This window comes from Micromonospora sp. U56 (assembly GCF_018070095.1).
In the GTDB taxonomy this organism is placed as follows: Bacteria; Actinomycetota; Actinomycetes; order Mycobacteriales; family Micromonosporaceae; genus Micromonospora; species Micromonospora purpureochromogenes.
The window spans coordinates 1-14252 of record NZ_JAGPYL010000009.1 but is presented as its reverse complement, the minus strand read 5'-3'; the positions used below and the strand labels follow the sequence as shown (position 1 = coordinate 14252).

11 protein-coding genes are annotated in these 14252 nt (G+C 73.9%); 4 read left to right on the top strand and 7 right to left on the bottom strand.

Annotated features, from left to right (window positions below; genetic code table 11):
- Positions 1-74: 74 nt before the first annotated feature.
- The 6 genes from KBX37_RS05785 to eccCa form a co-directional block, all read right to left on the bottom strand.
- Entirely contained in the window at positions 75-1373 is a 1299-nt protein-coding gene (locus tag KBX37_RS05785) for a WXG100 family type VII secretion target (protein ID WP_210774888.1), read from the bottom strand.
- Between the two features lie 17 nt (positions 1374-1390).
- Entirely contained in the window at positions 1391-1951 is a 561-nt protein-coding gene (locus KBX37_RS05780) for a hypothetical protein (protein ID WP_210774887.1), read from the bottom strand.
- Between the two features lie 34 nt (positions 1952-1985).
- Positions 1986-3452 carry a S8 family serine peptidase gene (locus KBX37_RS05775; protein WP_210774886.1) on the bottom strand — a complete coding sequence of 489 codons (1467 nt, stop codon included), beginning with the start codon at positions 3450-3452 and terminating at the stop codon, positions 1986-1988.
- 112 nt (positions 3453-3564) lie between these two features.
- On the bottom strand, positions 3565-3843 hold the full coding sequence (locus KBX37_RS05770) for a WXG100 family type VII secretion target (protein ID WP_088964211.1): 279 nt from the start codon (positions 3841-3843) through the stop codon (positions 3565-3567).
- A gap of 28 nt (positions 3844-3871) precedes the next feature.
- A complete protein-coding gene (locus KBX37_RS05765) occupies positions 3872-4180 on the bottom strand; it encodes a WXG100 family type VII secretion target (protein WP_088964212.1) in 309 nt (102 codons plus the stop codon).
- A 257-nt stretch (positions 4181-4437) separates the two neighbouring features.
- Positions 4438-8400 (bottom strand): type VII secretion protein EccCa, encoded by a 3963-nt coding sequence (gene eccCa, locus KBX37_RS05760; protein ID WP_210774885.1) that lies wholly within the window; start codon positions 8398-8400, stop codon positions 4438-4440.
- Positions 8401-8569: 169 nt separating this feature from the next.
- Here eccCa and eccD point away from each other — a divergent pair, with 169 nt between their 5' ends.
- On the top strand, positions 8570-9967 hold the full coding sequence (gene eccD, locus KBX37_RS05755) for a type VII secretion integral membrane protein EccD (protein ID WP_210774884.1): 1398 nt from the start codon (positions 8570-8572) through the stop codon (positions 9965-9967).
- On the opposite strand, the gene KBX37_RS05750 is transcribed toward eccD, so the two are convergent.
- Positions 9951-11132 carry a type VII secretion protein EccE gene (locus KBX37_RS05750; RefSeq protein ID WP_210774883.1) on the bottom strand — a complete coding sequence of 394 codons (1182 nt, stop codon included), beginning with the start codon at positions 11130-11132 and terminating at the stop codon, positions 9951-9953. The two genes, eccD and KBX37_RS05750, sit on opposite strands and share 17 nt — an antisense overlap.
- Before the next feature lie 163 nt (positions 11133-11295).
- Between KBX37_RS05750 and eccB the strand changes: the two genes are divergently transcribed.
- From eccB to KBX37_RS05735, 3 genes are all read left to right on the top strand, one after another.
- Positions 11296-12768 (top strand): type VII secretion protein EccB, encoded by a 1473-nt coding sequence (eccB, locus tag KBX37_RS05745; protein ID WP_210774882.1) that lies wholly within the window; start codon positions 11296-11298, stop codon positions 12766-12768.
- 98 nt (positions 12769-12866) lie between these two features.
- Positions 12867-13235 carry a hypothetical protein gene (locus KBX37_RS05740; protein ID WP_210774881.1) on the top strand — a complete coding sequence of 123 codons (369 nt, stop codon included), beginning with the start codon at positions 12867-12869 and terminating at the stop codon, positions 13233-13235.
- Positions 13228-14252, top strand: a 1025-nt coding sequence (locus KBX37_RS05735; protein ID WP_210774880.1) for a WXG100 family type VII secretion target, incomplete at its 3' end; no start/stop codon positions are given. The genes KBX37_RS05740 and KBX37_RS05735, both read left to right, overlap by 8 nt.

Here is a 14252-nt window from a genome sequence, read left to right as displayed (position 1 = left end):
CCACGAACGGCGGAAGGCACCGCCAACGGCGGAGCGCCGCCCACGTGACCGTGGACGGCGCTCCCTGTCGAGGCTCAGCGCAGGATGCCGGGCGCGGCACCGCCGTCCGCACCCCAGACGTCCTCGTCCTCCTCCAGCCACGTGTTGCGGGGAGCCTCCTCCTCGCCGTAGCCGGCGCCGTGGCCGCCGCCCATGCCGGCCATGCCGCCCTTGACCCCGGCACCGCCGCGGACGCCGCCGGCCGCGGCCTTGCCGGCACCGCCACGACCGGCCGCACCACCCATGCCGCCGGCCATTCCGCCCATGCCGCCGCCGAGCCGGCCCGCACCACGGCCCGCACCCCGGCCGGCGCCCGCACCGCCCGCGCCGCCCATCATCCCGGGCATGCCGGTGCTCACCGCCTTGCCGAGGGAGCCGCCGCCGGGGATCATGCCGCCGGCGCCGCCGAGGCCGCTGCCACCGCCGAGACCGCCGCCGGAGCCGAGGCCGGTGGTGCTGGGCAGGCCACCGCCGCCGAGGCCCGAGTTGGGCAGGGTGCCGACGCCGCCGGCACCGGCCAGACCGCTGCCGTACTCGTCACCGAGGCTGCCGGTGCCGCCGCCGCCCGGGTAGCCGCCGGTGCCGGAGGAGAGGTCCGGGTGGGTGCCGGTGCCGATGCCCGGTCCGCCGGTGCCGATGCCCGGGGGCGAGCCGACGCCGCCCATGGAGGGGCTGCCGCCGAGGCCGCCGGTGGAGGGCGCACCCCCGATGTCCGGCACGCCGCCCCCGCCGCCTCCGCCACCGCCCCCGCCGAGGTCCGGCTTCTCGAAGCCGTCGTGGATTGTCGACGGAGCGGTGCTGGTCGGCGCGTCCAGGCTCTCGTCGATCGCCAGGTAGTGGCTGCTGACCTGCCCGTAGACCCGGTTGGCGTCGTCAGTCTTGTCGTTGAACCAGTCGACCATCGAGCTGATCGGGTCGGCCAGGCCGAGGAAGTCCGGCTTGACCTTCATCTCGAAGAAGCCGGCGCTGATCGAGATCCGCCCGTTGCGGGCCTCCAGCACGTCGTTGACGCAGCTCGCCGGGATCGGGAACTCGGCCTGCGCGGCGCTGAGCTTGTCCGCGGCGTCCTTCAACGAGTGCACGATGCCGCCCCGGCTCTCGGCGTCCGCGACCACCTCGCCGGTGCTCTTCGCGAGCCCCTCGATGTGCGTCTTGAACGCCTCGTACGCCGGGCCCTTCCAGGTCTCGCCGAGGTCCTTGACGTTCGTCTCGAGGTTCTGCTTGACCGTGTTCAAATTCTTCAGCAGCTGCTCCCAGCCGAAGGCGGCGCTGGTGACGTCACCGGGCCGGCCGTCGATGACGATCTGCTGGCACATCTCTTCCCAACTCGGCATCTGCCGCCTCCCCCGACTCAGTTCTTCCCGGCGCGGCTGGACGCGCTGTTGATGGCGTTCTGCATCTGGTTGGCGTTCATCCGGTTGCGCTCATCGGCCGTGTCGTAATTCTCCTTGACCGTCCGGAGCGCGTTGGCGGCCTTCCAGAGCTCACGGGCGAGCTCCCGGAGCCTGGTCTGGGTGCTGTCGTAGAGGCCGGCGTGCTTGGTGGCGAGGGCGTTGGCCCGCTCGAAGCTGCCGAGCGGGCTCTTCTCACCGCCGCCGCCGACCGCCGCCGCCCCGGTGGCGTTGCGCATCCACTTCCGGATGTCCTCTTCCATCTTGTACGACTGCTGGTTGAGGAAATCGGCGTGGTCGTCGAGCCACGTGATGGCCTTGTCGAGGGTCGAGGCGTCCCACTCGGTCTTGGCGCCCGCGCCGCCAGGCGCGGGTGTCAGGTGCGTCGGTCGGTGGGCCTTGTTGACGTTGTCCAGCGAGACGCCGTCGTAATAGACGAACGGCGTGATGGTGGGTGCCACCGGGACGTTGGGCGTGTCGATCTCGACCCTGTCCGACTGCTGCGTCCTGTCGTCCGTCATCGGTTCCTCCCCGTCGCCGATCAGACTTTCTGGCTTACTGGTGGTGCGCGCCGGGGGCCGGCGGGGCCGGCGGCGGTGGGGGCGTCGCCCCCGGATGCGGCCAGGGGGCACCCTGGGGTGCCGCACCGGGCGGACCGTAGGCGCCCGGCGCGCGCGGCGGCACCTGACCGGGTACGCCGTGCGGGGCCGCGGGCGGGTACGGGCCACGGGCGCCCGGGACGGCGCCCGGCGGCACGGCGTGGCCGGCGGAGACCGGGTGGCCGGGCGGCGGCGGGAAGCCCGGGCCGGCGGGCGGCGGGAAGCCGGGACCGGCGGTCGGCGCGGCCGGCCGGCGGCGGGATCGGCGCACCAGCACGATCACCAGGATCGCCACCGCGATCGGCACCAGCAGGCAGAGCGCGCCCTGGATCAGCGCGCCGGTGCCGTTCTTCACGCCGAACGAGACGATCGGACCCTCGTCCTTCGACCGCTCCGGCAGGGGTTGCGACTGCTTCTCCCCGCCACCTCCGGTGGGCGCGCCGGCCAGCAGCGGGTTGCTCGACACGTTCGACACCGAGCGGGTCAGCGCCGCCACCGGGTCCACCGCCCCGAACCCGTACTCGTCGTCCCGGCCGGCGGGACCGCGGTCCTGGGCGGTGCGGATGAGCCGGTTGACCACGTTGGCCGCGTCCAGGTCCGGGTACTTCGCCCGGACCAGCGCCGCCACCCCGGAGACGATCGCCCCCGACTCGCTGGTGCCGCTGCTGACGCCATAGCCGTTGTCGGACACCGAGGTGGGCAGCGGTCCGATGACTTCTTCCTGCGGCGCGGCCAGCACGGACTCCGGGCCCCGCACGCTGTCGCCGAAGAACGAGCCGTTCCTGCCCAGCCCGGTCACCGCGATCACTCCGGGGATGTCCGCCGGCGAGGCGACGCCGACGTAGCCCTGGTGGACGTTGCCGGCGGAGGCGACGACCACGACGTTCTTCTCGAGGGCGTACCGGACGGCCGCGACCTCTGCCGGCTTCGCGGGTTCCTTGTTGCCCATCGAAATGTTGAGCACGTCGGCGCCGTGGTCCACCGCCCAGCGGATGCCCTTCGCGATGTCGTCGGCCTGGAGCCGGGTACCGACCGTGACGGGCAGGATCCTGGCCTCGGGAGCGATGCCGAGTTGGCGCATCTCTCCCCCACCACGCCCGGCGATGATGCCCGCCATGGCCGTGCCATGCGCGATCTTGTCGTCGGTGCCCCAGCCCTTCGCGGACCCGTCCGCGCCGGTGGCATACCCGGGGAGGACCTGGCCGCGCAGGTCCGGGACGGTGGGCTCGACGCCGGTGTCGAGGACGGCGACGACCACGCCGCGACCCTTGGTGATCTTGTGAGCCTGGGGGATCTTCAGCGCGTCGAGGTACCACTGGAGGCCGCGTACCGTGTCGGCCGCGCGGGCCGGGGCCGGCGGGGCCAGTGGAACCGTTCCGGCGGCGACCGCCAGGGCCAGCGCGGCCACAGTGGACCTCAACACCAGCCGGAGACTCTTCCGCGTTCGCATGACACTCCCAGGACCTCGACGACTCGCAACGCAGTGCGGCTCCGGTCCGGTCGAGCCGGACCGGAGCCGCGACGGGGCGATTATCTCAGCCCCACACCTTCGAGTTGCTCATCTCGGTGGAGACGTAGTTCTCGCGCGCCACGCCGACCGCACCGCCGATCTCGTTCAGGACGCGGTTGATGTCACGCACAGCGGTGTCCCACTGCGCCTGGTGCTGCTCGTAGGCGGCCCGGTCCTGGCCGTCCCACTGGAGCTTCGACAGCATCGACCGCAGCGTGTCCAGCTTCTCGTCGATGGTCTTCGAGATGGACTGCATCTGCTGGTTGGCGCTCTCGAGGACTGCGTAGTCAACCTTGATGCTCATGATTTCCTCCCCTGCTCTTCTCGGCGGATCACGGGTTGAGAGCAGAGTGGAACTTGTCCAGCATCTGCTGCTGCTCTTCGTCGTTGACCTGGTGCGTCGTACCCGACTTGTCGAGCAGGTCGGCGATGTTGTCCATCGCCGTCAGCAGCTTGACCGTGTCCTCGTTCCAGCGGTTCATCAGCGACTGGAAGCCCGTGGACGCCTGTCCCTTCCAGGCGATGGCCAGGTCGTCGACCACGTTCCACAGCTTCTTCAGCTCGCCGTCGACCTCGCTGCGCGTGGACCGCACGTCACTCGCGGCGGTATGCAGAGTCGCTGCTTCGACCTCGAACGCCATGCTTCACACCCTTCCGTCATGTTGTGGCGGCGGAATCTGCCGCGCCCTCCCCCGCGGCAAGGCCAACACCCCACCAACGGACACTCCGTAGGAGACGGTAGCCCACCGTGTCCAGCGCGCGCAGCCCTGCCCGGGCGCGAGACCGCACACACCATGACTCATTGTGGACGGACCGGTCGCCACCCATCGAGCCCTTCCCACCTATTGACCGACGTGTTTGAGCTGTCGGATGACCGGATCGAGGCCGGTCATCCCGCTCACACCGGCTCGACCCAGGCGGTCTGGATCAGCTGCTGACCGTCCCGGCGGCGGACCAGGGTGCCCCGGCCCGGCGGCTGCGGGCTCGGGCGCAGCGTGCCGAAGACCGCCCCCTCCTCGCGGTTGCCGGACATCAGCAGGCCCGGCGAGTCCAGCTCGCGCAGGCGTTGCAGCACCGGCTCGTAGAGGGCCCGGGCGATGCCACCGACCCGGCGGGTGATGATCAGGTGCAGGCCGATGTCGCGGGCCTGCGGCAGCAGCTCGTGCAGCGCGCTGAGCGGGTTGCTGCCGCCCGAGGCGACCAGGTCGTAGTCGTCGACCAGGATGTAGAGGTCCGGCCCCTTCCACCAGCTGCGGTCGCGCAGCTGGGCGGTGGTGACGTCCGGCCCGGGCAGCCGGTTCTGCAGGGCGCTGCGGATCGAGCCGAGGCCCTGGCTGAACACCTGGTTGGACGGCGCATAGTCGAGCAGGTGGTCGCCCTCGACCGCGCCGAGCAGGCCGCGCCGGTAGTCGGCGATCACGATCCGCGCCTGCGCCGGGGTGTACCGCTCGGTGATGCCCCGGGCGATCAGCCGCAGCACGTTGGTCTTGCCGCACTCCGCGTCGCCGAAGATCGTGAGGTGCGGCTCGTTCGCCAGGTCGAGGTGGACCGGCGCGAGCGCCGCCTCGTTGACGCCGATCGGCAGGCCGGGCGCCGACCGGTCGGCGACCCGGACCAGCTCGGTGAAGGGCAGCTTGCGCGGCAACAGCCGCACCTTGGGCGCCGGAGCGCCGGGCCAGGCGTCCGCGACGTGCCGGGCCAGCTTGGCCGACGCCTCGGTCAGGTCCTCGATGTCGCGGCGGTTGTCGATCCGGGAGACCGCGGTGAGGAAGTGCAGCTTGTCCCGGGTGAGGCCGCGCCCCGGCGCGCCGGTCGGCACGTTCGCCGCGGCCCGCCGGTCGATCTCCGACTCGTTGGCGTCGCCCAGGCGCAGCTCCAGCTTGGTGCCGAGCAGGTCCCGCATGTTGATCCGGATCTCCGCCCAGCGGACCGCGGTCAGCACCACGTGCACGCCGAAGCCCAGGCCACGGTTGGCCAGGTTGGTGATCGTCTGCTCCAGCTCCTCGTACTCCTGGCGCAGCGTGTTCCAGCCGTCCACCACCAGGAAGATGTCGCCGAACGGGTCGTCGGCGAACTCGCCGGCCGCCCGACGCCGGCGGTAGCTGGCGACGGAGTCGATGCCGTGCTGGGCGAAGCGGGTCTCCCGGTCGTCCAGGACCGCCACCACCTCGGCCACCGTGCGGCGCACCGCCTCGGTGTCCCGGCGGCCGGCCACCCCGGCGACGTGCGGCAGCCCGTCCAGGCTGCGCAGCGCCCCACCCCCGAAGTCCAGGCAGAAGAACTGCGCCTCGCGCGGGGTGTGGGTGAGCGCCAGCGAGGCGATCATCGAGCGGAGCAGGGTGCTCTTGCCGCTGAGCGAGGCGCCCACGATGACCACGTTGCCGCCCGCGCCGGCCAGCTCCACCATCATCGGGTCGCGGCGCTGCTCGTACGGGCGGTCGACCACCCCGACCGGGACGGTGAGCTGCCCCCGGCCCGGCCAGGTCGCGGTGCAGAGCCCGAAGGTCGAGTGGACGGCCAGCGGCGGCAGCAGCTCGGACAGGCTCGGCGGCTCGGACAGCGGCGGCAGCCACACCTGGTGGGCCGGGGTGCCCCGGCCCTTGAGCCGCTCGATGAGCACGTCGAGCATCGCCACGGCCTTGCCGTCGGCCGGCTTCTCCTCGGCCGGGGCCACCTCGACCGGCGCCTGCGGGACCTGCACCGGCACGAAGTTCACCCCGTACGGCACGATCCGGCGCTGCACCAGCGCCCGGGACGAGCGCTGGCCCTCCCCCGGCGCCCGGTACGGCCCGGACACGTACGCCGCCCGGAACCGCAGCATGGTGCTGGTGTCGGTCTTCAGATAGCCGTGGCCGGGCGCGTTCGGCAGCTCGTACGCGTCGGGCACGCCGAGCACGATCCGGCTCTCCACGGCCGAGAAGGTCCGCAGACCGATCCGGTACGACAGGTGGGTGTCGAGGCCGCGCAGCTTGCCCTCCTCCAACCGCTGGGAGGCCAGCAGCAGGTGCACTCCGAGCGACCGGCCCAGCCGGCCGATCATCACGAAGAGGTCGATGAAGTCCGGCTTGGCGGCGAGCAGCTCGCTGAACTCGTCGCAGATGATGAGCAGGCTCGGCATCGGGGCGAGCGGCTCACCGGCGGCCCGGGCCTTCTCGTAGTCGAACCGGGAGACGTAGTTGCCAGCGGCCCGCAGCACCTCCTGCCGGCGGGTCATCTCACCGGCGAGCGCGTCCCGCATCCGGTCGACCAGCGGCAGCTCGTCGGCCAGGTTGGTGATCACGGCGCTGGTGTGCGGCAACGCCTCCAGCGACGCGAACGTCGCGCCACCCTTGAAGTCGACCAGGACGAAGTTGAGCTCCTCGGACGAGTGGGTCACCGCCAGCGCGCCGACGATCGTGCGCAGCAGCTCGCTCTTGCCGGAGCCGGTCGCGCCGATCACCAGGCCGTGCGGGCCCATGCCCTCGTGCGCGGACTCCTTGAAGTCCAGCTCGACGACGTTGCCGTCCGGGCCCACGCCGAGCGGGATGCGCAGCCGGTCGCGGTGGCTGCGCGGCCGCCAGGTCTGCTGCACGTCGACCGCCGCCGCGTCGCCGACGCCGAGCAGGTCGGGCAGCTCCATGCTGCGGGCCAGCGGCTCGTCCGAGGTGGTCTGCTGCTGGGAGAGCCGGTACGGCGCGATCTGCCGGGCCAGCCCCTCGGCGGCCTCGGCGCTGAGCCGGTCCGGCGTGCCGAGCCGCGAGCTGGAGGCGCCCCGGACCAGCTCCAGCGAGCCGCCGTCACCGGCGTCCAGGCAGAGCAGCCAGCGGCCGGCGTCGCGCGGGATGGTGCCGGAGAGGTCGATGGTGGTGGCGCCGAGCAGGCCCGGCCCCATCAGTTGGCAGGTCGCCGACACCTCACCGCCGTCGATCACCACCACCACGTGCGGGGCGCTGGTCAGCGGCTTGGCCTCCGGGGCGAAGCGGGGCCGCCCGGCCAGCTCGGCGGCGAGCGACTCCTCGGCCTCGGCCAGGCTGGCGAAGACCAGCCGACGGGCGCCCGCGGCGTCGGTCCGCGCGCTGTGGTGGACGTGCGGCAGCCACTTGACCCAGTCCCACACCTGCTGCCGGTCGGGCGCGGCGACCACCGCGAGGATCAGGTCGTCGGGGGCGTGGAAGGTGGCCAACTGGGCCAGCGCCGCCCGGGTCAGGTCCAGCACCGGCTCGCGGTCGCCGCGCAGCACGATCCGGCTGAACGCCCGCAGGGAGAGCGCGGTGGGCAGCTCGGGCACGCTGGAGTGGGCCCGGACGAACCGGCGCAGCGCGATCGCGCTCATCGGCTCCAGGTCCTCCACCGGCTTGGTCTCCGGCGGGACGATCTCCACGGCGAGGCGCTGCGGGCCGGTGGCGATCCGGGCCTCACCGAAGTCGTCCTCGGTGATCCGCCGCTCCCACATCCGCCGGGACGCGGCGATCGACCAGAGCGCGTCCGGCTCCGGGTGCCGCCAGGTCATCGCGGCCCGCTGCTGCTCGGCGGCGCGCCGGGTGCGCTTGCGCATCTGGGCCAGGTAGCGCATGTAGTCGCGCCGCTCGGCGTTCAGCTCGGCCTTGTCGTTGCCGCCGTTGCCGAGCGAGCCGATCGCCATGCCCAACATGGACACGCCGAAGAGGCCACCGGCGACGTACGTCATCATGCCGCCACCCCGGCCGGCGTAGAGGAACGCCATCGCGCCGACCCCACACACCATCGGCAGGATCATCAACAGCTGGCCCATGCCTCGGGGCGTCTGTTCGGGCAGCTCCGGAGGGGACTCCAGCAGCACCTCGCCGCGCGGCAGCGCGGGCCCCGGTTGACGCGGAAGCCGGCGGAACACCACGGTGCTCACGGCTGTCTCCTCCCCAGAAGCGGCCCTGATGCGGTTTCGCGACCGACCTGAGTCGTCGGGTGGGCATCGTACGTGCCCGCCATCGTAGGTAATCTCCCGTGGGCGTCGTGGACCCACGGGGGCGAGGCCGCCGGCCGAGGTGGATCTGAGAGAGCACGAGGAGGCCACAGTGGCGACGAAGTCGGCGACCGGCGGGTTGAGCCGGATCACCATCGTGGCACCCCGGACGAGGATGGATTTGGCACTGCCGTCCGACGTGCCCCTGGCGGACCTGCTCCCCACCCTGCTGCGGTACGCCGGCGAGGACCTCGCCGACGAGGGCGTACGGCACGGTGGCTGGAGCCTGGCCCGGCTCGGCGGGCAGCCGCTCGACGGCGGCCGGACCGCCGCGCAGCTCGGGGTCCGCGACGGCGAGGTGCTCTACTTCAACCCGCGCGCGGCGGCGGCCCCGGAGATCGTCTTCGACGACGTGGTGGACGCGGTCGCGACGGCGACCAACCAGCGCCCGGGCACCTGGCAGGTCGGCACCACCCGCACGTTCTCCGTGCTGCTGGCGGCGGTGACGCTGGGGGTCGGCGCGGTCGTCACGCTGCTCGCCGGCCCGCCGCAGCTGCCCGGCGCGGTGGCCGCCCTGCTGATGGCGGTCGTGCTGGTGGTGGGCGCGGCGGTGCTGTCCCGGGCGGCCGGCGACAGCCGGACCGGCTCGGTGCTCGCCATGGCCGGCCTCGGCTACGCCGCCGTGGGTGGCCTGCTGGTGCTGGCCGGCGACCGGACGCTGACCGAGCTGGCGAGTCCGCACGTGCTGCTGGCCGGTACCGCCGTGGTGTTCTTCGCCGCGATCGCCGCGCTCGCGGTCGGCGACCGGATGCCGCTGTTCTTCGGGGCCGTCGCGGTCGGCGCGGCGGTGGCCCTCGGTGCGCTGCTCTCGCTGGCCTTCGGCATCGGCGCGGCGGCCGCCGCCGCGATCGTCGCCACCGTCGCGTTCGCGACCCTGCCGGCGCTGCCGATGGCCGCCTACCGGTTGGCCCGGCTGCCCGTGCCGTCCATCCCCACCGGCCCGGACGACCTGAAGACCGACACCGAGACGGTCGACGGTCGTCGGGTGCTGCGGCTCAGCGAGCGCGCCGACGCGTTCCTCACCGGGCTGCTGTGGACGGTGTCGCTGCTCGTGCTGGGCAGCCAGGTGGTGCTGGCCGGCAACGGCCGGCTGCCGGCGGTGCTGCTCTGCCTGGTGCTGGCGCTGCTGTCGCTGCTGCGGGCCCGGCCGTTCATCGGGCGCGCCCAGCGCACCCCGGTGCTCGTCACCGGCACCGCCGGGCTGGCGCTGACCGCGGCGGCCACCTTCGCCGGCGGCTCGCTGGTGACCCGGCTCGGGCTGGTCCTCGGCGGCCTGCTGCTGACCGCCGTGGTCAGCCTGATCTACGGCCTGAGCGTGGCGGGCAAGCGGATCTCGCCGGTCTGGGGCCGGACCCTGGACATCGTCGAGATCCTGCTGATCGTCTCGCTGGTGCCGCTGGCGTTCTGGGTGTGCGGGCTCTACGGCTGGATCGTCAATCTCCGACCCTGAACGTGCCGGCCGCGGTGGCGACCGGCGTGGTGGCGTAGACCCCGGGCCCGTGCTGGCCGTCCAGCGGCCGGGCCGGGATGCCGCACCGGCGGGCCATGTCGCGGACCACCTTGACCAGGGCCTCGACGTGGCCGTCCATGGCGGCGACGCGCAGCAGGGGCGGCACCGGCCGGCCGCCCGGCACCACCACCGCGGCCACGGTGTGCGACGGGGCCGAGGTGGAGGTGATCGCCTCCACCAGGGTGCCCAGCGACGCCTCGGGCCGCTTGCGCAGGGTCAGGCAGAGCTGCGTCCAGCCGCCGCCGCGCAGGCCCGTCCAGGTCTCCGCGGGCGCCGCCGGGGCGAGGTCGAGGCCCGCCGCGGAGACCACCGCCGCCCGTAGCTCGTCCCGGCCCAGCACGCGGTGGCTCAGCCCGGCCGCGTTCAGCGCCTTGCCCAGCCGTCCGACGCCGGCCGCGACCGTGCGGTGCACGCCGCGCATCCCGCCGCCGCGGGTCACCGTCTCGGTGCGGGCGTCCGGCACGGACAGGCGCAGCGCCACCCAGACCGTCCGGTGGGCGGCCGGTGGCGCGCCCGGCGCCGGGTACCAGACCAGGGTGTGCGAGACGACCTGGGTGAGGGTGACCGGGCCGGCGAAGTCGGTGAGCACCTCAAGGGCACGGTCCACCACGGACGCCTCGATCGAACCGGCCGGCGCGCCGGGCCGCCCGGTCAACGCCACGGCGGCGAACCAGCCGCGCCCGTCCTGGCCGATGCCGAGCCGGGTACCCCGCTCGGTGAGTTCGATCACGTTGAGTTCGGGGGTGAGCGCCGCCAGCCGGGGGTCGGCCACGGCGCCCTGGGCGACCGCCGCCCGGGCCTGCTCGCGGCGGCGGCCCAACCGGCGGCGCAGCAGCAGGTCCTCGTACCACCAGCGGCCGCCGCGCCGGGCGAACGACGCCACCGTCGCGAACAGGGCCAGGCCACCGACCACCCCGACCACCCAGCCGGGCCCGCCCAACGCGGCCCAGACGGCGAGCGCGCAGAGTTCCAGCACGACGAGCTGACCGACGGCGACCGGCCCGATCCGGCCGCGTCCGCGCCGGTCGGCCGGCACCACCGGCCGGTCCGCCGCGGCGTCGGGGGCGGCGGGGGTACGACCGGGTGGCGCCTGGAGCTGCGTCATCGGTGAGCGTCCCTTCTGGACATCATGGGCATCCGGCGGGGCGGTGCGGTGCCGGAGGACGGGCGGGGGTCCCGATGACCCGCCCGTGGCCCCTTATCGTAGGGAAGCCCGCGGCGGAGTTCGGACCTGATCGTCGCGGACCCACCCCCGCCGGAGGTCAATCATGCGGACCCGCCGCGATCAGGTGCAGGCGTACCGCTTCGTCACCCGCCGCATCGTCTCCGCGCTGCTCTCCGGCGACCCCGAGACCACCAACCTGCCGATGCGGCGACTGGGCATGGCCGTGATCGGCAGCGTGCTCACCGCCGCGATCGTGCTCGGCGGGGCCGGCGCGTACGGCCAGTTCACCGGGAACACCGCGCCGCTGGAGGCGAACACGCTGGTCATCGAGCGGGAGACCGGCGCCACCTACGTCTTCGCCGACGGGGTGCTGCACCCGACGTTGAACTACGCCTCGGCGCGGCTGATCCTCAACGAGGCCGATCCGCCGACCCGGACGATGTCGCGCGCGTCGATCGAGGACCGGCCCCGGGGTCGTACCGTCGGCATCGTCGGCGCCCCCGACGCCCTGCCGGACCGCAAGTCGCTGGTCGGCCTCCCCTGGTCGGTCTGCGACGTGCCCGACCCGGGCGACTCCCGCCGGTCGACCACCCGGGTGGTGATCGACCGGCCGTTGACCGGCGGCACGCCGCTGGCGGACCGGGCGGTGCTGGTCCGCGGTGACGGGCAGCGCTTCCTGCTCACCGGCGGCTCCCGGCTCCAGATCGTCGGCGGGGACCCGGCGCTGGCCGCGCTGCGGATGGCCAACGCCACCGCGCTCGACGTCGGCGCGCAGCTGCTCAACGCGGTCCCGGCGGGGCCGGCGCTGCGGGAGCTGGGCATCGACGGCGACGGCACGCCGAGCAGCCGCTCGGTCGGCGGCCGCCCGGCCCGGATCGGCCAGGTGTTCCGGGCCGCCGGCGAGCACTACGTGCTGACCCGCGACGGCCTGGTCTCCATCGGCGAGGTGAGCGCCCTGCTGCTGCAGAGCGACGGCGGTCAGGTCACCGACATCAGCCCGGACCAGGTGGGCGAGCTGGCCGACCGGCGGGTGGAGCCCGACGGCATGCCGCAGGCGCTGCCCGCGCTGCATCCGGTGCGCCCGGGGCAGACGGTGGTCTGCGCCAGCTACCGGTCCGGTCCGGCCGGCGGTGCGCCGACCACCACCCTGGAGGTCTTCGACCGGACGCCGCCCGAGCTGGCCGGCGCCGACGACGCGACGGCGGTGCGGCAGGGCTCCCGCGACGCCGTCGAGACGGCCGAGGAGGTGCTGCTGCCGGGCGGCAAGGGCGTGCTGGTCCAGGCCGCCCCCGGCGCCGGCGAGGGCACCGAGGCGGCGGCCGGCGCCACGGTCTACCTGATCAGCCCACAGGGGGTGCGGTACCCGCTGGGGAAGCGCTCCGGCGACGCGGCCACCGCGCTCGGGTACGGCGGGGTGAAGCCCCTGGTCGTGCCGGCGTCGCTGCTCTCGCTGATCCCGACCGGCCCGACCCTGGAGCGGCGGGACGCGTTGTCCTACTTCGCCCCGGGCGACGGCCCCGGCACCCCGTCAGCGCAGCCGAAGGCGGCCACCGGAGCGCCGGCCCAGGGCGGTTGAGGGGTGCCGACGGTCGATCCACGGGTCGCCCCGGCTGGCGCCGGTCGACTAACCTGGGCGTGGCCGACGTATCGACTATGGACAACGGGGATGCTGCCATGACCGGGCGTACGACAGTCGACGTGCTGTCCCTGGAGGACTTTCACCAGCGTTTGGCGGACCGGCTCGCCCAGGCGGAGGCGGCGCTGAAGAAGCTCAACACCGAGCTCCAGTGCACCCCGCCCGCGCTCGGCACGTTCACCGATGCCAGCAGCAACGCCCGCCGCTACAGCGAGATCCAGGCGAGCTATGCCGAGCAGGTCGCCCGGCTGCGCCGCGCCGTCGAGGCGTCCCGGACGGCGACCCACACGATCATGACGAACTACCGCACCACCGAGGCGCGCAACGCGGCGAACGCCGCCGACATCGAGGCCGCACTCAACGGGGTGGACGAGGCGCTCAAGGAGCGGGGGGACCGTCGTGTCTGAGTACACCCAGCGCTATCAGCATGTCAGCCACCGTGAGCTGTACGACGCGGTGCACGCCGGCGACCCGCAGCAGATCGACAACCTGGCCAGCCAGTGGAGTTCCCTGCGGGACACGCTCGACAACCTCGCCCGGGATCTCGGCGCCGACCTGGACAAGTTGGCCCCGGCCTGGACGGGCGACGCCGCGCGGGAGTTCCACGACCGGCTCTCCCTGGTCGTGCGCTACTCGTCCGACCTGGCCGGGGGCACAGCCGAGGTGCGGCAGGCGCTCTCGCTGATGGCCGGCCAGCTGCGCACCGCCCAGCGGGAGGCGGAGAGCCCGGAGGCCACCGACGACCACGACAAGGCGGTGGACGGGGCGACCAAGGGCCTGATCCTCGGCGTGCCGGGCATGATCGTCGGCGGCATCCTGGGCCATCAGCAGGACAAGGCCGAGCAGGAGAAGGCCCACCAGCGGATGGTGCAGGTGGTGGCCAACCTGGCCACGGGCTACGAGGCCGCCTCGTACGGCCGGGTCGTCGACCCGCCGGCCCCGCCGCCGCGACTGCCGGGTGAGGCCGACCGGAGCGGCGCCACGACCAAGGCCGGCCCGTCGGTGGGCAGCCCGGCGTCCGCGCCCGGCACCGGGATCGCCGGTCCGGGCGGCGGCGCCACGGTGTCCACCCCCAGCAGCCCGGCGCACGGTCCGACGACCGGTTCCGGCGACACCGGCAGCGGCGGCAACGGCACGGGTACGACGACCACGCCGGTCACCGGCGGCGGGCTCGTCGGCACCGGCACCTCGCTCGCGGGCGCCGAACCGCTCACCGGCGGCGCGCTTGCCGGGGGCGCCGGCCTGGCCGGCGCGGGGGCCGCGACGGGCGGCGCCTCGGGCGGCGGCTCGGGCATGGCGTTCGGCGCTGCCGCCGGCATCGCGGCCGGCGGGGTGCTCGGCACCGGCGCGCTGGCCTCCTCGGGCCGGGCGTCCTCACCGACGCCGGTCCGGCCGGCCACCGGCGCCACCGGCATGGAGAACGG

Bases quoted from the DNA above. Each gene is read 5' to 3' on its own strand.
- KBX37_RS05765 (WP_088964212.1), bottom strand. From the start codon at position 4,180: ATGGCGTTCGAGGTCGAAGCAGCGACTCTGCATACCGCCGCGAGTGAC.
- KBX37_RS05740 (WP_210774881.1), top strand. From the start codon at position 12,867: ATGACCGGGCGTACGACAGTCGACGTGCTGTCCCTGGAGGACTTTCAC.
- KBX37_RS05785 (WP_210774888.1), bottom strand. From the start codon at position 1,373: ATGCCGAGTTGGGAAGAGATGTGCCAGCAGATCGTCATCGACGGCCGG.
- KBX37_RS05780 (WP_210774887.1), bottom strand. From the start codon at position 1,951: ATGACGGACGACAGGACGCAGCAGTCGGACAGGGTCGAGATCGACACG.
- eccB (WP_210774882.1), top strand. From the start codon at position 11,296: ATGCGGACCCGCCGCGATCAGGTGCAGGCGTACCGCTTCGTCACCCGC.
- KBX37_RS05770 (WP_088964211.1), bottom strand. From the start codon at position 3,843: ATGAGCATCAAGGTTGACTACGCAGTCCTCGAGAGCGCCAACCAGCAG.
- KBX37_RS05750 (WP_210774883.1), bottom strand. From the start codon at position 11,132: ATGACGCAGCTCCAGGCGCCACCCGGTCGTACCCCCGCCGCCCCCGAC.